The sequence below is a fragment of the Photorhabdus akhurstii genome (assembly GCF_018448925.1).
In the GTDB taxonomy this organism is placed as follows: domain Bacteria; phylum Pseudomonadota; class Gammaproteobacteria; order Enterobacterales; family Enterobacteriaceae; genus Photorhabdus; species Photorhabdus akhurstii.
Genome location: NZ_RCWE01000001.1, coordinates 86,320 through 107,728 on the forward strand (window position 1 = coordinate 86,320; position 21,409 = coordinate 107,728).

Here is a 21,409-nt window from a genome sequence, read left to right on the forward strand (position 1 = left end):
GAACAGCAACCAAGTCGTGTTTATCTATGCAAACAGTGAATAGAGGACCGCAGAGATAGCCACCAATCCCATAAAGATGACAAATAGGTTACTTAGCTTGCCGCCATATTTGCGCATTGCAGGAACTTTGCGGATTGCATACATTGGCATAATGAACAGCAGCATTGCGATAACAGGGCCACCCAGTCTTTCTATCATTTCTAAAATACTTGGGTTCAGAGTCGCAACAATCCAAGTCGTGACTAACATGAAAATGGACGTGATACGATTCAGCTTTTTAGGCTCAATAGTTTTGCCTTGGTCACGCAACGTCTTAATAACCATACCATTAAAGCCTTCACGCGCTCCCAGATAATGACCAAGGAAAGATTTGGTAATGGCTATGAATGCAATAAACGGAGCAATGTAGGCAATCACTGGCGTATTAAAGTGGTTAGCCAGATAAGAGAGGATAGAAATATTTTGTGCTTTGGCTTCTGCCAGATTTTCTGGAGACAGGCTCAATACGCAGCTAAATACGAAGAACATCACGGTGGCGACCATCATGATATGGGCGTATGCCAGGATGCGGGAGCATTTTTTCTCAGCATTCTCACCGTACTCTTCACGTTTTGCCACGGCAAACGCCGAGATAATTGGCGAGTGGTTGAAGGAGAATACCATTACCGGGATTGCCAGCCATAGCGTAATAAGCAGCCCATGACTTGCACCTGATGCAGAGACGGTGATGTTTTCAAAGATTGCGGTGTTCCAATTAGGGATCAGATAGAACGCCAGCAGCATCAAAACGGCAACAAATGGGAATACCAGCACACTCATCGCCTTAACAATAGCCTGTTCACCGAAACGAACGATGGTCATTATACCAATAATTAGGATCAGAGCCAGCAGGGCGCGAGGAGGTGATGGCAGATGTAATTGGTGAACAATAAAGCTGTCTACGGTGTTGGTAATAGCAACGCTGTAAACCAACAGAATCGGGTAGATAGCGAAGAAGTAGAGCAGGGTGATAAGTTTACCTGCCAGGTTGCCAAAGTGCTCTTCTACGACTTCGGTAATATCTTCACCTGGGTTTTTACCCGATAGAACGAAACGACACATCCCGCGATGGGCGAAAAAAGTCATTGGGAAAGCCAGTAGCGCCATCACCAGAAGAGGCAGCAGGCCGCCAATACCAGCGTTGATGGGTAAGAATAATACACCGGCGCCAATCGCGGTGCCGTATAAGCCAAGCATCCATACTGTATCTGATTTACGCCAGGTTTTATAATCGCTTGGGCTGGTCGCCTGCGATGCGATTGTACCTGTTTGAGTCATATCCATAGTTATCTCCGAGAATAACGCGGTAAATTAAAAAACGAAATTACAATGCCGCAAGTATGCAATAAATGCAAATACATGTGGCCTAACTCTTTCTTTATAAAAAATAAATTCTTTAAATATCTTTGGTGTTTATTTAAACGTTTTTATTACCACATTAACATCTTGGTCGAAAATTGGACTTTGAATTAACAAGCCAAAATTTTCGCTTTACTTTCTTTTTTGAAAGAAAGTCTGGAAATTTTAAGACCAGACTTTTGATAGCGGCAAGATAGCGATTTTTAGTGAATAGTACCGTGATCATAGTCTCAAATGCGGAATATATCTCGAAAAGTCATCATGTTGCGAGATTTAGTGTAATTGTTGCCTAAATATTGCGAATTTTAACGAGGTCAAATTATAACCTCAATTTTCCTATTACTCAACTCTCATTATTATCTTATGTTTTTGTTATTCTCCATCCATTTGTTTATATATTAATGAATAAAAATGGCAAATAGAGTGTATGGTTAATAAATTGATAAATATCAATTTGTTACCGAATTTTAAAAATAGCTGTCTCTGATGTCATGTTTGTATTTTTGTGAAAGATATATATAAAACCAGGATAATGGATTAGTGGCATCAATAATATGCATGAAAGATGTACTCTCTATCCTTTGATCAAGTTTTAATAATCTCCTTCGTTATATATCTATTTACATAGTGATTTATACAGATTTATTGATTTATATGAAAATCGTTGGACTGAATTTAAGCGCAAATAAATGTTAAAATAGGGTACAGAATATTACCCCGTTGGTTAACTCATGTTCATTTTGGCATGTAAAGTTTAGCCAATAATTTCTAATAAAAAGACCTTGATTGGAATAGGGTTTGTTTATCCCAAGTCACTAAGTTGCATTTATGTTACTAGCTTTTTATCCAGCCTTTACGGATAGGAAAAGCGCAGCAACGTTGGTACAGGCTGTTTAATCTTTTTTGTAAACTTTCACCAGACAGGCTCCAGATTATTTGCGCAAAAGCGCATCCCATTAGGCTGACGATAAATGCTCCGACCATATCCATCGGCCAATGAACGCCTAAATAGACTCTGGCCCATGCGATAGCCAGTGCAATTGCCATCATACATAAGCCTGGCCAAATTCTATACCAGAATAGAAAGGATAAAGCGAAAGTGAAGACAGCTGTTCCGTGGTGACTTGGGAATGAGGTTGTTGGTGCGTGAGGCAGAAAGTTATAACCAAAACCTTCTGCGAAAGGGCGGTCGTGAGGGCAGAGTAAACCGATACAGTATGAGGTTAGCATGGCAAAACAGAAGGCAATGGTAGTTTTACTGACGACAACCCGATGATAAGGGAGAGTACGTTCTGAACCCCAAAACCAAAAACTCACTAATGTTAGAGGAAAAATAAGAACCAGATATTTTGCAATGAACACCGCCATTGCGATCATGGCTGGTGATGATTCCGGTGTAGCATTGAAAAAAGTAAATAGATCATGATTTATTTGTTCTAACAAATCGGGCCTCACATATAGTCACTTATGTACATCACGATAGTCGGACGCAAGAGAGTAAAGTTGGCCGACTTGTGAGTAAAGCGTAATTGTTGATGTTATTTATGTTTGGTTTATATTTCGGTCAAGGAAATATCAGGTAATCTTCATGACAGAAACTAAGCAAGTAATTGATATATATGATAATAGTTTCTGGATTACCGAAGTGATAGTACAAGTAGTTGATAGTTTGATCATTTGTAGAATCGGTTATGTGTTTATGACGGTATATTCTTCAAACGATAAAAAAACCCGATAGTCTTGAACCAAAGTGGATGACTATCGGGTTCCTCAATATTGGGATATCAAAGAAAAGCAGTGGCATTAACTCAGACTACGACTTGGCAAGAAAGTTCTTCGTGATAAGAAAAAAAATCAGATTTTTTTTCAGTTTGGTGAAAATAACATTTTTTGCACAAATCAACCGAGTCCCTGCGGCTAATAATCAACGGCGGTTTTTGCCGCAACAAAGCAGAACGGGAAGTTCGATTATTGTAGCAGTTGGTGTTCCTTCACGTATGCTTCGAAGTCTGTACAGCCACCAATATGCTTCTCGTCAACGAAAATCTGTGGAACCGTTTCTACGGGTTTGCCAACCGTTTTTTCCAGATCAGCTTTAGTAATACCTTCTGCGTGAATATCAACATAACGGAAATCAAAGTCATCACGTTGCTCTTTCAGTCGTTCCGCCAGTTCTTTCGCGCGGACACAGTATGGGCAGCCAGGACGACCGAAAATCACAGTAAACATATAAATTCCTCTTGGTTATATTAAAATAATGCGGTTTGATGTGTTGTTCATGCTTATTTGATCGCTACTATGCCTGCATAGATCTGTAAAAAAAAGCAGAAATTGCCTTTTGTTTTAATTCAACATACCAATTTTGGTAACAGAGTTTCCGGTAGTATAATGCAGCATCAAGTTGTTAAAGAGGGTGTGATGAAAAGTCGTCAAGGCAGTATGAGTTCATTGGCAGATATGCCAAAACAGGTTATCCTGCTAGAAATTGTCGGCATTGGCTGCTTGCTCCTAGCATATTTGACTATTAATGATATTGTCGTCTTAACAGATTTACTAATGACGCCAGAAGCACATGTTGTTATGATTTTTACCGGCGTGGGTTGTTTGGTCCCCGCTGCGGTTAATATCATTTGGCGTGCAGTGTGTGGTCTCTCTTTTCTGGGAATTGATCATAAAAAAGAGAGTAAAAATAAGGCAGAAGGTAGTGATAACGGTAGATAAAAATAATTTATCAGTTATTGGTGATAGCGCGATAAAGAATTATTTCGTAAGCTATAGCGCTTTTTCATTTTCCGTTGTATGGGGTTGTTAGATGAGTTCACTTGTCATTCCTGACTTATCGGTATTGCGTGAGTGGTTGGATCAGCTCAAAATTTCCTACTTTGAGTGCGATTCATGCCAAGCGCTGCATCTACCTCATATGCAGAATATTGATGGTTTATTTGATGCCAAAATTGATCTGTTAGACAATGTAATCTTGTTTTCTGCATTGGCTGAAGTTAAACCAACCGCCATTATTCCTCTGATGGCTAATCTAAGCCAGATTAATGCCAGTTCCCTGACAATCAAGGCTTTTCTTGATATTCAGGATGAAAATTTACCGAAACTGGTGGTGTGTCAATCTTTCCTTATTTCAGCCGGGCTGACTTTTTCCCAGTTTTCTCATTTCTTGCAACAAAGCGAAGAGCAAATTGCAGGTGTGATCTTTGAAATTCACAGTAATAACTTGTTGTATATTAATCGTGATATTGAAATCGAGAGTGACATTGAAGAGGAAGAAGAAGCACAAGCTTCTTCTAAGGCGCCGACTTTTACTTTGCACTAATATTTCCAACACGGTTATCCTACAATGCAATGTACGCATTATTCTGCGGGGCATTGTCACTCTTGTCAGTGGCTTGAAAAACCCTATTCTAAGCAGTTAGAAGATAAACAGCAGAATTTAAAACAGTTATTATCTCAAACCCTTGTGAATCAATGGTTACCTCCAATCGCCAGCCAATCAGACGCTTTTCGTAACAAAGCCAAAATGGTCGTCAGTGGCAGTGTAGAACGTCCATTACTAGGTATGTTGCATCGTGATGGCACGGCGGTTGATCTGTGTAATTGTCCCCTCTATCCAGCGCATTTTCAGCCTGTATTCGATGTTGTTAAATCGTTCATTGCTTATGCCGGGTTGACGCCGTATAACGTTGCTCGTAAGCGGGGGGAACTAAAATATTTGTTGCTGACAGAAAGCCGTCATAGCGGTGAAATGATGTTACGTTTTGTACTGCGTTCTGAAACGAAGATTGCTCAATTGGAGCGAGCCTTACCCCGATTGCTTGAGCAATTGCCGCAGCTTACGGTGATCTCTGCGAATATTCAGCCGATCCATATGGCGATCTTAGAGGGGGAGAAAGAGATCCTATTTACTGAGCAAAAAGCGCTCAAGGAACAGTTCAATGGCATTCCGCTTTACATCCGTCCACATAGCTTTTTCCAGACTAACCCGAAAATGGCGTCTGAATTGTATGCAACAGCAGGGTGTTGGGTTCGTGAACTGAAAATCAGTAGCATGTGGGATCTATTCTGTGGTGTTGGGGGTTTTGGTCTGCATTGCGCAGATAAAAACACTTGTTTAACCGGAATTGAAATTAGCCCCGAAGCCATTGATTGCGCCCGTGATTCGGCAAAAATACTGGGTTTGGAAAATATCGAGTTTCAAGCTTTGGACTCGACAAACTTCGCCGTGGCGAAAGAGCAAATTCCGCAATTGGTTTTGGTAAACCCACCTCGTCGGGGAATTGGTAAAGCGTTGTGCGATTATCTCAGTAAAATGGCGCCGGATTATATTCTTTATTCAAGCTGTAACGCTCAGACAATGGTGAAAGATATTGCGGCACTAGCCAACTATCGTGTAGAAAAGACACAGTTGTTTGATATGTTTCCCCATACCGAGCATTACGAAGTTTTAACGTTATTGAGGTTAAGTCACGATTAAATAACCAAAGAATATGTGGGGAATGGGGGTTCTAGAAGAACCGCCCATCCCATTTAGTTATGGCGCTCAAAAGCGAGTGCACGGCGTTCAATCATTCGCATCAGCAAAGTCAGGATGCCGTTAACACATAGATAAATCACCCCTGCGGCGATAAAAACCATCACATCATAATTACGGCCAAATAGAAGCTGACTGTATCCCATGACTTCCAGCAAAGTAATCGTACTTGCGAGAGAAGTACTTTTGAAAATCAATACGACTTCGTTGGAATAGGAGGATAACGCCCGTTTAAAAGCATAGGGCAGCAGTATCCGCATAGATTGTGCTTTAGACATGCCCAAGGCTTGACAGGATTGCCACTGACCGGTAGGAATGGCTTTTACTGCGCCATAGAATAGCAGAGTAGAATATGCCGCACTGTTAAGCGCCAGCGTTACCATTGCGCACAGCCAAGGCTCAGACAGTAATTGCCAAAGCCACGGGTACGCTTTTATGGCTGGAAATTGCCCAGGTCCGTAATAAATCAGAAAGAACTGCACCAGCAAAGGCGTACCGGTGAACAGAGTAATGTAGGTTTTTACCAGTTGTGTCAGTACCGGCAATTTCATGGTCAGAACTATAGTGAACAGAACGGACATCATGAAAGCAACAAAAAGCGCTGTAACAGTCAGACTCAGGCTGGTTGTCAACCCTGGCAAAATTTGTTGAATATATTCAAGCATCAAGAAACACTCCGATCAAAGCGGGTGGTATGCATCTCAATTTTCTTTAGAATAAATTGACTGAGTAGAGTGATACCCAGATAGATAAGCGCCACAATCATATACCAGGTAAAAGGCTCCTGAGTGCGTGTGGCAATACTTTTGGTTTGTTGCATCAGATCATTCACACTGATAAGTGATACCAGTGCGGTATCTTTCAACAAAACTAACCATTGGTTGCCGAGTCCTGGTAGAGCATGTCGCCACATTTGCGGCATGATCAGGCGGAAAAATATTGCAGCGCGACCAAGACCCAATGCTTGACCGGCTTCCCATTGACCGGCAGGAATGGCTTTTATCGCACCACGGAGTGTCTGGGATGCGTAGGCAGAGTAGAGCAGGGAAAGGGCAATGACGCCACAAAGAAATGGGCTGACATAAAAGTCTTGAATATCTATCTGAATCCTGGGATGCCAGAAGATAAGATAAACATCAAAGCCATCAGCCAGTATCAGGAGAAGTTGTGACGCGCCGGAGTAGACGAACAGCACGACCAAAATTTCCGGCAATCCTCTGAACAGAGTGACCCAACAGGTGCCAAGTATGGCAAAGGGTTTCCAACGGGCTGATTCCCAGGCAGCAAATAGCATGGCTAAAATCAGACCAAGCACTAATGCAGACACGGCAAGGCCGACGGTGATGCCGGCGGCGCTTGTTAGAGATTGGAATTCATTCATGGAGATTCAGCTACTTATTTAAACCATTTTTTATAGATGATGTCATAAGTACCATCTCGTTTGATGTCAGCAAGTGCTTTATTAAATTTATCTTGTAGTTCTTTGTTACCCTTACGAACGGCAATCCCTAAACCGATACCAAAGTAATTTTTGTCGGTGACTTTGTTACCGATGGTATTTAAATTTTCATTCTTTTTCAGCCACTCGTTAACAACGGCAGTGTCACCGAAAACGGCGTCCAGACGGCCATTTTTCAGATCCAGAATCGCATTTTGATAGCTGTCATAAGGAACGGTTTTAATCTCTTTTCGTTGTTCCATCAGATACTTCTGGTGAGTTGTACCATTCTGGATACCCACAAGTTTGCCTTTCAGCTCTGCGACGCTGGAGATTTGACCTTTAACGGAAATAAAAACCGCTGAGTTGTCGTAATAAGTGTTAGTAAAATCAACCTGCTTTTGGCGCTCAGGAGTGATATCAATACCGGCGGCTAAAGCGTCGAAGCGACGGAATTTCAGACTGGGGATCAGGCTATCAAAGGATTGGTTAGTGAAGGTACATGTTGCATTAATTTTCTCACAGAGAGCATTGGCCAGATCGACATCAAAACCCTGAATTTTATTATTTGCATCGATGAACTCAAATGGAGGATAAGTGGCTTCTGTGGCAAAACGAATGGTCTCTTTTTCCGTGGCGGTTGCAGATAAAGCTACTGTGCCTAGGAGGGCTGCAAAAAGTAGTTTTTTCATCGCTATATCCTATTAATAGTTAGTGTGATAGATAATTAGCAAAGGCTTTGGTTTGTGGTTGGGTAAAATGGCTGATATCACCTTGTTCTACAATGCGGCCGTTTTCCATATATACGACACGGCTTGCGGCCTTGCGGGCGATTTCCACTTCATGGGTAACGATAATCTGTGTAATGCCCGTTGCAGATAATTCATGGATGATATTGACAACCTGTGCTGTAATTTCTGGGTCCAGTGCTGCCGTTGGTTCATCAAATAATAAAACCTGTGGTTCCATCATTAATGCTCGTGCGATAGCAACCCGTTGCTGTTGTCCTCCAGATAAATGTTGTGGGAAGCGGCCTGCAAAATCATCTAAGCGCAAACGGGAAAGGAGCTTATTCGCTTTTTCCTGTGCCTGTTGCTTGGATAAATTCAACACGCGACAAGGCGCTTCGATCAGGTTATCTATAACAGTAAGATGGGGCCATAAGTGATATTGCTGAAAGACCATACCTACATTTTGGCGTAGAGAACGAATCTCCTTCGTTCCTGGCGTTTGTTCAAAATTGAATTGATGATTAGCAATATGTAACTGGCCGGATCGTGGTATTTCCAGCAGGTTTAATACTCGCAACAACGTACTTTTACCCGCGCCGCTTGGCCCTAGCAAAACCATCGTTTCCCCGGGAGAACACTCAAGATTAATATCAAACAGTGCTTGGTGGGCACCGTAATAACAATCAATGTTTTTTAATTGAATACTCATGCTTTAATTCTGAATAGTCAGTGGTTTGGTCCGATGCTAAACCCGTTGGCATAATTATGCAACATCTTATGCACAGAATATTATTAATTGATATTTCAATTACATGCCTGATTAACGCGTTCTATTTTCTCCTTGTGTGATTTTCCAATAAAAGCTTATTTATTCTTTTACCCTACAGAGGAAAGATGAAGCGTCCGAACCGTTATTTATAGCGTCAAGTATTAATTGTGGCTCAAATTCTGGTTAAGTAAAGAATGCCATCAGCAAGGGTGCTAGCAAACTCAGCACAAAACCGTGGACTATCGCTGCCGGGACGATACTGACTCCACCACACCGTTGTAATATCGGCAAGGTGAAATCCATAGAAGTCGCACCGCTTAACCCTATTACGCTTGAGCGATATCGATCAATAAAAACAGGAATTAGCATAATTGCTGCTAGCTCACGCGCCAGGTCATTAAAGAATGCGGCACTGCCGATTACCGGCCCGTAAGCATCAGAAAGTAAGATACCAGAAAGGGAATACCAGCCGTAGCCGGAAGCCAACGCTAAACCTGTTTTCACTGGCAGCCCAAGGATAAGTGCTGCAATCGCACCGCCGACAAGTGCACTGGTCGCGACAATAATTGCAATAATCATACCTCGGCGGTTCAGCAATATTTGTTTCAGGTTCATACCGCTGTTACGTAATTGAATACCGACAAGTAATAGTAAAACGATTAAGGCAATTTCACTAGCATGATTGGAGAAGTGTAGCCATGACCAGCCAGTGAGTCCAAATAGGAAACCTAAAATCAGCACGCCACATAATTTCAATGATTCAAAAATCATATGTAAACGGGAAGGGGGTTTTTCTTGTTTATGTGGACTAATAACCCAAGGATCGCATTTTTCAAGAAGGAATAGTGCTAGCATATTAGCTGTAAAAATACATAAAAAAAATGTCATCGCATATTGAAAGATAGAGAAGAGGTTACGGCCTAAATCGTCTAACAAAGCCAGGCTGGTTCCCATTAAAAACAGAATGACATAAACCATCGCGTTAAGAAGGCGATGAATAGCATTTAACAATGCCTTATTATTCAAATGGATAAGATAGCCTAGCGTTAACGGCAAAAGAATGATCAGCAGCCCAGAGTACATAATTAACATCCTGTAAAACAGTTAATGTCTTTTTATCCAAATCTAGTATAAAAATCGGTTGTAAAGACTTTCAAAAATGGTTGTAAAAACCATGAAAATAAAAGATATCAATTTTTTTACATTAAGAGAATAGTCAGGATAGAGAGAAGTATGCTGTTGCTCAAAGAATTTTTTATTCTTAAGGTGGAGTGTTATTAAAAACGTTTAATGTGTATAAAACGTAAAAGGAACAGTATCTATCTAGAATGAGTGGAAGTCCTTAGTCTTCGTGGTATTGCAAGAAATAAGTTTTTACCATTTCTTTGAATTCAATGCTTAATATGGTGATATTTAAATGAATTTTATTCGTTCGAAACGTCGATGGGTTGTGTTGTTAGCTATTGTGGCAGTTATCACATTGGTTCTGGGGTATTTTCTACATGGGACGGAAGCGATTAAATATCAAACAGTTCCTGCCATTAAAGGTGATTTGGAAAAGAATGTATTGGCAACAGGGAAACTGGATGCAGTCAGAAAAGTAGATGTTGGCGCACAGGTAAGTGGTCAGTTGCAGAATTTGTATGTTGAGGTGGGTGATAAGGTGACAAAAGGCCAGTTATTGGCATTGATTGATCCTAAGCCAGCGCAAAACCAGGTTAAAGAAGTTGAAGCCACGATCAGAGAGTTGAATGCTGATCTGATAGAAGCCAGGGCACAATTGAAATTGGCGCGGCTTACATTACAGCGTCAGAACAATCTGGCAAAAGTGCAGGCGGTCTCGCTCCAGGAATTGGATCAGGCTAAAACGGATGTTGAAGTGAAAAGAGCGAAGGTAGAAACTTTATTGGCGCAAATCAGTAAAAACCAGGCCAGCCTTGATACTGCTGAGACGAATTTGCAATATACCCGGATTACCGCACCAATGGATGGTATCGTTGTCAATATCAAAACGCTTCAGGGGCAAACAGTCATTGCGGCACAGGAAGCCCCGACCATTCTGACGCTGGCTGATTTGGGCACGATGTTGGTAAAAGCAGAAGTATCAGAGGCAGATGTTATTTACCTGAAACCGGGTCAGAAAGCTTCTTTTACCGTATTAGGCGCCCCGGATAAAAATTTTCCAGGGGTGTTGAAAGATATTTTGCCGACGCCAGAAAAGATTAATGATGCAATTTTCTTCTATGCCCGTTTCGAGGTGGCTAATCCTCAGCAACTTTTGCGTTTGCAAATGACCGCCCAGGTGAAAATTCAACTCGATTCCCATCGTGATGTGTTAATGATCCCGATCTCGGCTCTGGGTAAACAGATTACGCCAACTCGCTATGAGGTGGATATCCTGAATGGAGATAAAGAAGAGAAACGAGAAGTGACCATTGGCGTACGCAATGATGTGAATGTACAAATTCTGTCTGGTCTGAAAGAGCATGAGCAGGTGATTACTGGTCTTAGTGATGCAGCAGGGGATGAGTAATGAATGCGTTACTTGAGCTGAAAGGTATAGAGCGCAGCTATCCCGCGGGTGAGCAACAGGTAAAAGTACTGGATGATGTCACCTTGTCTATTTACGCCGGTGAGATGGTTGCGATTATCGGTGCGTCAGGCTCGGGTAAATCGACACTGATGAATATTCTTGGGTGTCTTGATCAACCCAGTAACGGTGAATACCGGGTTGCGGGACAGAATGTTGCTGAACTGAGTAATGATGAATTGGCCGCACTGAGACGGGAGCATTTTGGCTTTATTTTTCAGCGTTATCATTTACTGACTCATTTAACTGCTGAACAGAATGTGGAGATTCCCGCTATTTACGCAGGAGCCGCTAAAGCAGCACGTCGCCAGAGAGCAATAGAGTTGCTTGGTCGTTTAGGGCTTGAAGAGCGAATCGACTATCAGCCGGGGCAGCTCTCAGGCGGACAGCAGCAGAGGGTCAGTATCGCCAGAGCGTTGATGAATGGCGGTCAAGTCATTTTGGCTGATGAACCAACCGGAGCGTTGGATAGCCATTCTGGCGAAGAGGTGATGGCAATCCTCAAACAACTGTGTGAACAGGGGCATACCGTCATTATTGTCACTCATGATCCGAAAATTGCGGCGCAGGCACAGAGGATTATTGAGATCAAAGATGGTCGCATTATGAGTGATTCTGGCACGCAAGTGAGTAGAAAAGTCACTAAGGCCCCGTCATTAACATCAAAAATATCGTCGATACGCCAGACCCTTGGGCGGTTTAATGAAGCCTTATTCATGGCATGGCGGGCGATGGTTGCCAACAAGATGCGAACTTTACTAACCATGTTAGGGATTATCATTGGTATTGCTTCCGTTGTGACTATTTTGGTTATCGGAGATGCGGCTAGGGCATCGGTGTTATCTGATATTAAAGAGATTGCGACCAACACTATTGATATTTATCCGGGAGAAGATTTTGGCCTTGATGATCCGGTCAATATGCAAGCGCTGAAAATAGAGGATGCCGACGCGATTAAAGCGCAGCCCTATATTCTGGCGGTTTCACCAGAAATTGAGGGACAAATGCGCCTTCGTAAAGGGAACATTGATGTAGCTTCGAGGGTGACTGGCGTGGGTGATGAGTTTTTTCAAGTTTATGCTCTGCGCTTTTCCCAAGGGATGGGATTCTCATTGGATATGATACGCCGTCAGGGGCAAGTTGTGGTGATTGATAAAAATACCCAGCGTAAGCTGTTTCCTCACCAGAAAAATGTGATTGGAGATGTGATCCTGGTGGGTAATATGCCGGCCACAATTGTGGGAGTGGTATCTGATAAGAGAGCGACATTTGGCAGTAGCAAATCATTGCATGTCTGGTTGCCTCATAGCACGATGACCAGCCGTCTGGTGAACCGAAATTATCTGGATTCGATTACTGTCAGAATAAAGGATGGTTATAACTCTAAGGATATAGAAAAGAAGATTGTTCAATTGCTCACTTTACGCCACGGGAAAAAGGATATTTTCACCTATAACGTGGACATGATGGTAAAAACGGCGGAAAAAACAGCCCATACTTTACAACTGTTTTTGACGATGGTGGCGGTAATTTCGCTGATAGTTGGCGGTATTGGCGTGATGAATATTATGTTAGTTTCGGTGACTGAACGTACAAGAGAGATCGGTATCCGTATGGCAGTAGGCGCCAGAACCAGTGATGTGATGCAGCAGTTTCTGATAGAAGCTATTTTGGTTTGTCTGGTTGGCGGTGTTTTGGGCATTGCACTCTCTTATACGATTGCAGTGATTGCACAACTGGCGCTGCCTGGTTGGCATTTTGTCTTCCAGCCGATAGCCTTACTCAGTGCTTTCGCCTGTTCTACCGCAATTGGCGTGATATTTGGGTTTCTACCTGCCCGTAATGCTGCTCGACTTGATCCGATAGAAGCGTTGGCAAGAGAATAAGTGGAAATGAAATACGTTACGCCGCAGGCAATGACCAGCGGCGTGTGAATAATACCTGGTTATGACCCACAGGCCAGGCTATTTAGCCTTTGGGTTCGTTTTCAAGGGGAACAATAATACTGGCATGATTTCCCTTTGGGCCTTGGTGAACGCTGAAATTCACCTTCTGGCCCGCTTTCAGCGTCCGGTAACCGTCCATCTGAATGGTTGAGTAATGAGCGAATATATCTTCTCCGCCGCTTGCCGGGCAAATAAACCCAAAGCCCTTCGCATTATTGAACCACTTAACAGTACCTGTCTCCATACTTCTACATCCCTCGTTTAATAATTTCGGTTGAGATGAGCCATTAATATAACAGTCGTAAACAATCACATGTAAACAGCGACATTATCTATGTTTGTTCACAAAACATACTCTAGTAAAAATCAAATTCTCGTCAAGCACAGAACAAATGTCTGGTTGTTTTGAATGACTAAAGTTTGATATAGATAACGATATGAGTTTCGTTCATTCACTTTCATGCTGAGTTTTCATAGGGGAATAGTCTGTGGTAAAAGGAGTTGCCCAGAGAATGATAAGATAAATAGCAACATAATTTATTTGCTGGTAGTAGCTGGTATTAGAGGTTAATCCTGTTGGGAAAATAATGAGCGAGTATCATAATAGTTTGAAAAGTAAGGAATCTGTTAAGGATGAACGACAGCAAAAATTGCAGCCGCCGTCAATGTATCAGGTCATTCTTAACAATGATGATTACACTCCGATGGAGTTTGTAGTTGACGTATTACGAAAGTTCTTTTCTTATGATATTGAACAGGCAACGCAGTTAATGTTGGATGTCCACTATCAAGGGAAAGCTGTTTGTGGGGTTTATACTGCTGAGGTGGCAGAAACTAAAGCGGCTCAGGTAAATATGTATGCCAGGGAGCACGGGCATCCATTACTTTGTACGCTGGAAAAAATCTGACCAGGTATACTGATTTTAGGGGGAGGTGCCTATGCTCAACCAAGAGCTTGAACTTAGTCTTAATATTGCCTTTGCTAAAGCACGGGATAATAGACACGAGTTTATGACTGTGGAGCACCTATTGCTGGCGTTGTTAAGCAATTCATCAGCGCGTGAAGCATTGGAAGCCTGCAAGGTCAATCTGGCTCAATTGCGTAAGGAGCTGGAGAATTTTATTTCACAAACGACACCGTTGTTACCTGAAAATGATGAGCGGGAAACTCAGCCGACGTTGAGTTTTCAACGTGTTCTTCAACGCGCGGTATTTCATGTTCAATCCTCTGGGCGTTCAGAAGTTTCCGGTGCTAATGTGCTGGTGGCTATCTTTAGCGAACAGGAGTCTCAAGCTGCTTATTTGCTGCGTAAACATGATGTTAGTCGTCTGGATGTGGTTAATTTCATTTCTCACGGAACGCAAAAAGAGGACACTGAATCGGATCATCAGGAGACAGGCTCGCAATCTGCGGAAGAGCACTCTACAGGTGAGGATCGGTTGGAAAATTTCACAACTAATCTGAATCAACTCGCTCAAAGAGGGCAGATTGATCCATTGATTGGCCGTCAGGATGAGTTGGAAAGAACAATCCAGGTGTTGTGTCGTCGTCGGAAAAACAACCCATTGTTAGTCGGGGAGTCGGGGGTCGGTAAGACCGCCATTGCAGAAGGGTTGGCATGGCGGATTGTGCAAAAAGATGTACCGGAAGTGATGGCTAATTGTACGATTTATTCGCTGGATATTGGTTCATTGCTGGCGGGAACTAAATATCGTGGTGATTTTGAGAAGCGCTTCAAAGCATTGTTAAAAACCCTTGAACAGGATAAGAAAAGTATTCTATTTATAGATGAAATTCATACCATTATCGGTGCAGGCGCCGCGTCAGGGGGGCAGGTCGATGCGGCTAATCTGATTAAGCCATTGTTATCTAGTGGACGTATCAGAGTGATTGGTTCTACGACCTATCATGAATTCAGTAATATTTTTGAAAAAGATCGGGCGTTAGCGCGTCGTTTTCAGAAGATTGATATTGTTGAGCCTTCACCCGAAGAGACGGTACAGATTATTAAAGGGTTGCGACCAAAATATGAGGCGCACCATGATGTACGTTATACCACAAAAGCGATCCGCGCTGCGGTTGATTTATCAGTGAAATACATTACTGATCGCCACTTGCCGGATAAGGCGATCGATGTAATTGATGAAGCTGGGGCGCGTACCCGTCTGGTGCCGGTTAGTCGCCGTAAAAAAACGATTAATGTGTCGGATATTGAATTCGTCGTTGCCCGGATTGCCCGTATCCCTGAAAAAACTGTTTCTGCTAGTGATAAAGATGTCCTAAGAACACTGGATGAGCGGCTGAAAATGTTGGTATTTGGTCAGGATACCGCGATTGCGGCATTGACCGAGGCCATTAAGATGAGTCGTGCAGGGTTGGGGCAGGATAATAAACCGGTGGGTTCTTTCCTGCTTGCAGGTCCGACAGGCGTGGGGAAAACGGAAGTCACCGTACAGCTTGCTAAGGTGCTGAATATCAAATTATTGCGTTTTGATATGTCAGAATATATGGAGCGCCATACAGTAAGCCGTTTAATTGGGGCGCCACCGGGATATGTTGGTTTTGATCAAGGAGGATTGCTTACAGATGCTGTGATTAAACATCCTCATTCAGTATTACTGCTTGATGAGATTGAAAAAGCACATCCAGATGTATTTAACCTGTTATTGCAAGTCATGGATAACGGTACTTTGACTGATAACAATGGCCGTAAAGCGGATTTTCGTAACGTCATTTTAGTCATGACAACAAATGCGGGAGTACGTGAAACACAGCGCAAGTCCATTGGATTTAAGCAGCAGGATAACAGTTCTGATGCAATGGAAGAGATTAAGAAAGTGTTTACACCGGAATTCCGTAACCGTCTTGATGGCATCATCTGGTTTAATACGCTTTCTATCGAGGTTATTCAACAGGTAGTTGATAAGTTCATTGTCGCCCTGCAAGCACAATTGGATGAAAAAGGCGTTTCGTTGGAGGTCAGTGCGGATGCTCGTCAATGGTTATGTGACAAAGGCTATGATAAAGCAATGGGTGCTCGACCAATGGCGCGGGTTATTCAGGATAGCTTGAAAAAACCGTTGGCAAATGAACTTCTGTTCGGCTCATTAGTTCACGGTGGCTCAGTAAGTATTGGCCTGGATAAGGTAAGACGCGTACTGACCTACGATTTCAGCAGTGCTTATAAGCAGAAGCCGGAAGATGTAGTGCACTAATAAAGAGCGACACCACAGGTGAAAACAACGTTGTTAAATACAAAGTTGCTACCTGTGGTGTAATACCTGAAAACGGTAATGAATCAGCGGCTACGGAAGACGATACGGCCTTTGCTCAGGTCATATGGGGTCAGCTCAACTGTAACCTTGTCGCCTGTCAGGATGCGGATGTAGTTTTTACGCATTTTACCTGAGATGTGAGCAGTGACTACGTGCCCGTTTTCTAACTCAACGCGGAACATAGTGTTTGGTAGTGTGTCTAGCACGGTACCTTGCATTTCAATATTGTCTTCTTTGGCCATCTAATCCTCTAAGTTTAATAACCATCGTTTTTAACGGGCAAGATAATGCCGAAAAACCCTCATTATGTAAAGGAATGTTGTATTTTAACCCGCTATTTTGCAAATGGTGCATGGTGATATTTACGTTATAATCAACATGAATCGGTCAAATGTTGATTATAATTCCAGTACTTGTTGTGACCAGCAACCGAGTCTTAATGACCGATTTCTGAATTGATAAAGATGCTGAATAAATTCTTCCCTGGAGATCTCTTTTGCACCTAGTGACGCAGTGTGATGGTTAAGCACTTGGCAATCCAGTAGTTCACCACCGTGTCGCAGAAAATGGTGATAGAAAGCAATGAACGCACATTTGGATGCATTTTCCATTCTGCTAAACATAGACTCACCACAGAATAGTGTGCCAACGCTAACACCATACAAGCCACCAACAATCCGCTCATTGTGCCAGACTTCTATTGAGTGCGCTTGTCCTGTTTGATGCAATTTCTGATAACCTTGTTGGATATCCCGGCCTATCCATGTTCCTTCCTGCCGTTGAGCGCAGAAATAAACCACCTGTTCAAAGGCATGATTCACCGTAATACGGTATGGATGATTGCGCAAAAACCGGCGTAATGTTCGGCCGATATGCAATTCACCCGGAATGATTACCGCACGTGGATCGGGGGACCACCAAAGTGGCACTTCGCTGGGTAAAAACCAAGGGAAAATGCCTTGATGGTAAGCCGCATTTAATCGTTTAGCGGATAAATCGCCTCCTACCGCCAGTAGGCCATTAGGCTCCGTTAATGCTTCTTTCGGGTGAGGGAAATCATATGAATCATCATTCAGTTGAATTATTGGCATCGTGTGTTACTGCTCCGGTTCAAGACGAATCTGATGTTGCCGTTGATGAAATTGATAATAGCGACCTTGCTGGGTCAGTAATTCATCATGTTGCCCTTGTTCAATAATGGTGCCGCCATCCATGACGTAAATACGATCCATATGATCAAGTCCGTACAGACGGTGGGTGACAATAATTAATGACTTATGCTGACAATGCTGGCGCAGTAGAGACAGAATTTGCTGTTCAGTGTCCGCATCCAGCCCTTCAGTAGGCTCATCCAGCAGCATCAATGGAGCCGAGTGCAATAACGCTCTGGCAATTCCCAGGCGGCGCTGTTCACCACCTGACAACTGACGGCCACCTTCGCCCATCCAGCAGTTTAGCCCCTCGTCGGTCTCCAGTAGATTGCTTAACCCTACCTGTTTCAACACAGTTTCCAGCTCATTATCAGCTGCGTTTGGCTTTGCCAGTAATAAATTTTGGCGCAAAGTATGACTGAACACATGCACACGTTGTGGAACAACCGATATCATACTGCGCAGAGTGGATTCGTCATAATCAGTAATGGGATGTTGATTCAGACAGATTGTGCCTGAATCAACATCCCAGGCCCGGGTCAGTAATTGTAGTAAGGTAGATTTACCACAACCGGTTTTGCCTAACAGCGCGATATGTTCTCCCGCTTTCAAGCAGAGAGAAATGTTTTTCAGGACGGCTATTGGCTGATCAGGATAGGTGAAACTGATATTTTTGATATCAATGCTGGCTTGTGCCGAACTTTCCGGCCCTGATGCAGGAAATGTGATTTCCGGTTCTTGTTGCATCAATTGAGAAACATGGGTTGCAGAGGTAATGACTTGCCCTAGATGTTGGAATGCAACTGTGACAGGCCCCAGGCTTTCAAACGCGGCAAGAGAACAGAAGACAAACAGTGCAATTAATGCTCCCGGCTGGCTGTTGCCTCCCACGCCGTTAGCTGCCAGCCATAAGATCAATGTGACAGTCATACCGGTGGCGAAAATCATGATTGCCTGTGACAAACCGGTCAGATTGGCTTGCTGTTGTTGACGTCTTAACCAATGTGACTCAATATCGGCCATTGACTTGCGAAAACGGCCAACAGCACCGAATACCATCAATTCAGCTTGCCCTTGCAACGCCGCTGTAAGTTGGGTGCGGTATTGACCACGCAGAATAGTCAGATCACGGCCGACGAATTTACCTGCGTTATAAAATACCAATGGCAGCAGGATCAACAGCGCCAGCATAATACCGCCAAGAGTATAGGCTAATGTAAGATCCAGAAAACTAAGACCGAAAGTGAGAACTATAATAACGATAAAAGCTGATAATATCGGTGAAATCACCCGTAAATAGAGGTGATCCAATGTTTCAACGTCAGCGACTAACCGGTTTAATAATTCGCCCTGACGAAAACGAGCCATTCCTCCTGGTGAAAGCGGCAAAATTTTTTGAAAGGCAAAAACTCGTAAATGTGCCAATACCCGAAAAGTGGCGTCATGGCTAACCAACCGTTCAGCATAGCGCCCGGCAGTTCGAAGAATGGCAGAGCCACGGACACCTGCGGCCGGTAGCATATAGTTGAATGTATAACCGGCAAAACCTGCTAGTGCTGCGCCAGCAAGGAACCAGCCAGAGAGGGTCAGTAAACTTATACTGGCGAGGAGCGTAACAACGGCCAGAACCATACCTAAACTGATAAGAAACCAATGACGGCGATAGAGCGCCAGAAAAGGAAGCAATACCCGCATGATTACAGCTCCTCACTTCGATGGGATAACAGACGGGTGAATACCCCCTGAGATTGGCTTAGCGTCGGGTAATCTCCCTGTTCAATAATCAACCCCTTTTCCATGACCCAAATCTGATCATATTCCAGCGTTTCTCCCAATTGGTGGGTAACTAACAGGGTCGTCTGATGATGAGATGCCTGATTGAGTGTTTCCATAACCCGTTGTTCGCTATGCGCATCCAGGCTGGCGGCAGGCTCATCCAATAATAGTAACTGGCAGGGTTTCAATAGGGCACGGGCAACCGCGATACGTTGGGCCTGACCAACGGATAATCGTGCTGCATTATCACCGATGATAGTATTCAGCCCATCGGGTAAATCATGAATGAATTCGGTGACGTATGCTTGTTCCATAACCTGATGGATTTGTTGTTGATTGGCATTAGGTTGGTTCAGACGAATATTATCAAGCAAAATCTGTTCAGGCAGATGTGGATTTTGTCCAACCCAACTCAGTTGGTTACGCCATCTTTGTAGATCCAACTCACGCAGCTCAGCGCCATTAATTTGTATTGAGCCACGATAGGGCAGGAACCCTAACAGTAAATTCAACAGGGAGCTTTTACCTGCTCCGCTTGGACCAACTAATGCCACCCGCTGATTTTTCTCTATAGTAAAATTCAACGGGCCAGCAAGCCGGTTGCCATCGTGGGCCAGAATTTCCAGATTATTAGCAATGATGGTTAACGAATCTTGGGTATTTAGCGTTTTATCACCACCGGTAGATGCATGTTCGCCATCACTGCTCAATAAAGTCACTAATGCTTCTGCGGCGCCGACCGCCTGTGCTTTGGCGTGATAATAAGTGCCTAGATCACGCAATGGCTGGAAAAATTCTGGAGCGAGGGTTAACACCAGAAAACCGGCAAACAGGGTCACGCCCATCCCGTAACTGCCAAAATTAAGTTCCCCCAGATAGGAGAAACCGAAATAGACAGCGACAATAGCAATAGAAATGGCAGCAAAGAATTCCAGCACTGCGGAAGAAAGGAACGCTAATCTCAGCACTTCCATCGTCCTGCAACGGAAGTTTTCGGTGGATTCGCTGATTTGTTGTGCTTCTGCTTTACCGCGATAAAACAGGCGCAATGTTTCTAGACCGCGTAGCCGATCCAAGAAATTACCGCTTAACCGGCCTAGTGCGACAAAATTACGCCGATTAGCGTCTGCGGCGCCTAAACCAACCAGTGCCATAAACAGGGGAATCAGCGGAGCCGTCGCGAATAAAATTAGCCCGGCAGCCCAGTTAACAGGGAATAGGGTGATCAGGATAAGAATAGGGATCATGACGGCAAGAGACATCTGCGGCAGATAGCGGGAGTAATAATCCTGCATATCTTCTATTTGCTCAAGAATGATAGTGGCCCAACTACCGGCCGGTTTGCCTTTAACCCACGCCGGGCCAAGTTGCTCAAGCTTATCCAATACCATAGCGCGGATTTTCTGACGTACAACCTTGCCACAGATAAAACCGATCCGTTCCCGAATAGCGCTGATGATTGCCCGTAGCGCAAAGGTGGCTGCTAACAACCAAAATTCATTCGAGATGTTCTCGCGCGGAAGGTTATCCATGATTAAAGCTTGCAGAATTGAGGCAAGTAACCAAGCTTGAGTGATAATCAGCAATCCACTGATTAAGCCGAGTAACATGGACAGGCGGAGCCAACGTTGGGCCGGGGCACTTTGCTGTTTCAGCCAGCGAACCAATTCGTACTGTCTTGTTTTGTCCATAGAAAAAAATTCTAATCTAGCAGGTGAGGGTAATGGTGTACCAAAAGGCTGGACATATCCTATGTATCAGCATCCTGCCGATATGTTACATGTTAAAAGGCGC

Annotated in this window: 20 protein-coding genes; 7 read left to right on the top strand and 13 right to left on the bottom strand. The window is 43.5% G+C overall.

Going from position 1 to position 21,409, the window contains the following annotated elements; genetic code table 11:
• Positions 1–24: 24 nt before the first annotated feature.
• The 3 genes from EAE93_RS00395 to EAE93_RS00405 all read right to left on the bottom strand — a co-directional run bounded on the left by EAE93_RS00395 (position 25) and on the right by EAE93_RS00405 (position 3,627).
• Complete coding sequence (locus EAE93_RS00395) at positions 25–1,323, bottom strand: HAAAP family serine/threonine permease (protein ID WP_036814661.1); 1,299 nt, start codon at positions 1,321–1,323, stop codon at positions 25–27.
• Between the two features lie 909 nt (positions 1,324–2,232).
• Positions 2,233–2,841, bottom strand: a complete 609-nt coding sequence (gene ybjG, locus EAE93_RS00400; RefSeq protein WP_036814659.1) for an undecaprenyl-diphosphate phosphatase — start codon at positions 2,839–2,841, stop codon at positions 2,233–2,235.
• A gap of 525 nt (positions 2,842–3,366) precedes the next feature.
• A complete protein-coding gene (locus tag EAE93_RS00405; RefSeq protein WP_011145878.1) occupies positions 3,367–3,627 on the bottom strand; it encodes a GrxA family glutaredoxin in 261 nt (86 codons plus the stop codon).
• 159 nt (positions 3,628–3,786) lie between these two features.
• Between EAE93_RS00405 and EAE93_RS00410 the strand changes: the two genes are divergently transcribed.
• The 3 genes from EAE93_RS00410 to rlmC all read left to right on the top strand — a co-directional run bounded on the left by EAE93_RS00410 (position 3,787) and on the right by rlmC (position 5,881).
• Positions 3,787–4,119, top strand: coding sequence for a YbjC family protein (locus EAE93_RS00410; RefSeq protein WP_228999605.1), 333 nt, complete (start codon positions 3,787–3,789; stop codon positions 4,117–4,119).
• Positions 4,120–4,210: 91 nt separating this feature from the next.
• Entirely contained in the window at positions 4,211–4,723 is a 513-nt protein-coding gene (locus EAE93_RS00415) for a type III secretion system chaperone family protein (RefSeq protein WP_105399132.1), read from the top strand.
• A 24-nt stretch (positions 4,724–4,747) separates the two neighbouring features.
• Positions 4,748–5,881, top strand: a complete 1,134-nt coding sequence (gene rlmC / locus EAE93_RS00420) for a 23S rRNA (uracil(747)-C(5))-methyltransferase RlmC (protein WP_214038828.1) — start codon at positions 4,748–4,750, stop codon at positions 5,879–5,881.
• A 53-nt stretch (positions 5,882–5,934) separates the two neighbouring features.
• On the opposite strand, the gene artM is transcribed toward rlmC, so the two are convergent.
• The 5 genes from artM to EAE93_RS00445 form a co-directional block, all read right to left on the bottom strand.
• Positions 5,935–6,603, bottom strand: coding sequence for an arginine ABC transporter permease ArtM (gene artM, locus EAE93_RS00425; protein WP_214038829.1), 669 nt, complete (start codon positions 6,601–6,603; stop codon positions 5,935–5,937).
• Positions 6,603–7,319 carry an arginine ABC transporter permease ArtQ gene (gene artQ / locus EAE93_RS00430; RefSeq protein ID WP_036814654.1) on the bottom strand — a complete coding sequence of 239 codons (717 nt, stop codon included), beginning with the start codon at positions 7,317–7,319 and terminating at the stop codon, positions 6,603–6,605. Before artQ ends, artM begins: the two co-directional genes overlap by 1 nt.
• A gap of 14 nt (positions 7,320–7,333) precedes the next feature.
• Entirely contained in the window at positions 7,334–8,068 is a 735-nt protein-coding gene (gene artJ / locus EAE93_RS00435) for an arginine ABC transporter substrate-binding protein (RefSeq protein ID WP_214038830.1), read from the bottom strand.
• A 19-nt stretch (positions 8,069–8,087) separates the two neighbouring features.
• Positions 8,088–8,816, bottom strand: coding sequence for an arginine ABC transporter ATP-binding protein ArtP (artP, locus tag EAE93_RS00440; RefSeq protein WP_214038831.1), 729 nt, complete (start codon positions 8,814–8,816; stop codon positions 8,088–8,090).
• Between the two features lie 243 nt (positions 8,817–9,059).
• Complete coding sequence (locus EAE93_RS00445; protein ID WP_036814649.1) at positions 9,060–9,959, bottom strand: LysO family transporter; 900 nt, start codon at positions 9,957–9,959, stop codon at positions 9,060–9,062.
• Between the two features lie 334 nt (positions 9,960–10,293).
• On the opposite strand from EAE93_RS00445, the gene macA reads away from it, so the two are divergent.
• Positions 10,294–11,409, top strand: a complete 1,116-nt coding sequence (macA, locus tag EAE93_RS00450) for a macrolide transporter subunit MacA (RefSeq protein WP_036814648.1) — start codon at positions 10,294–10,296, stop codon at positions 11,407–11,409.
• The gene (gene macB / locus EAE93_RS00455) at positions 11,409–13,352 is read left to right on the top strand and encodes a macrolide ABC transporter ATP-binding protein/permease MacB (protein WP_214038832.1); all 1,944 of its coding nucleotides are present in this window, start codon (positions 11,409–11,411) and stop codon (positions 13,350–13,352) included. Before macA ends, macB begins: the two co-directional genes overlap by 1 nt.
• Before the next feature lie 82 nt (positions 13,353–13,434).
• Here the strand turns inward: macB and cspD are convergent, their stop codons facing one another.
• Positions 13,435–13,656, bottom strand: a complete 222-nt coding sequence (cspD, locus tag EAE93_RS00460; protein ID WP_036814644.1) for a cold shock-like protein CspD — start codon at positions 13,654–13,656, stop codon at positions 13,435–13,437.
• 343 nt (positions 13,657–13,999) lie between these two features.
• On the opposite strand from cspD, the gene clpS reads away from it, so the two are divergent.
• Positions 14,000–14,320 carry an ATP-dependent Clp protease adapter ClpS gene (gene clpS, locus EAE93_RS00465; protein ID WP_036814643.1) on the top strand — a complete coding sequence of 107 codons (321 nt, stop codon included), beginning with the start codon at positions 14,000–14,002 and terminating at the stop codon, positions 14,318–14,320.
• 31 nt (positions 14,321–14,351) lie between these two features.
• On the top strand, positions 14,352–16,628 hold the full coding sequence (gene clpA / locus EAE93_RS00470; RefSeq protein ID WP_036814641.1) for an ATP-dependent Clp protease ATP-binding subunit ClpA: 2,277 nt from the start codon (positions 14,352–14,354) through the stop codon (positions 16,626–16,628).
• 83 nt (positions 16,629–16,711) lie between these two features.
• Here the strand turns inward: clpA and infA are convergent, their stop codons facing one another.
• The 4 genes from infA to cydD all read right to left on the bottom strand — a co-directional run bounded on the left by infA (position 16,712) and on the right by cydD (position 21,306).
• Complete coding sequence (infA, locus tag EAE93_RS00475) at positions 16,712–16,930, bottom strand: translation initiation factor IF-1 (protein WP_002211347.1); 219 nt, start codon at positions 16,928–16,930, stop codon at positions 16,712–16,714.
• A 156-nt stretch (positions 16,931–17,086) separates the two neighbouring features.
• Complete coding sequence (aat, locus tag EAE93_RS00480; RefSeq protein ID WP_036780073.1) at positions 17,087–17,779, bottom strand: leucyl/phenylalanyl-tRNA--protein transferase; 693 nt, start codon at positions 17,777–17,779, stop codon at positions 17,087–17,089.
• Between the two features lie 6 nt (positions 17,780–17,785).
• A complete protein-coding gene (gene cydC / locus EAE93_RS00485; protein WP_214038833.1) occupies positions 17,786–19,534 on the bottom strand; it encodes a heme ABC transporter ATP-binding protein/permease CydC in 1,749 nt (582 codons plus the stop codon).
• Positions 19,535–19,536: 2 nt separating this feature from the next.
• The gene (gene cydD / locus EAE93_RS00490) at positions 19,537–21,306 is read right to left on the bottom strand and encodes a heme ABC transporter permease/ATP-binding protein CydD (protein ID WP_214038834.1); all 1,770 of its coding nucleotides are present in this window, start codon (positions 21,304–21,306) and stop codon (positions 19,537–19,539) included.
• Positions 21,307–21,409 lie beyond the last annotated feature (103 nt).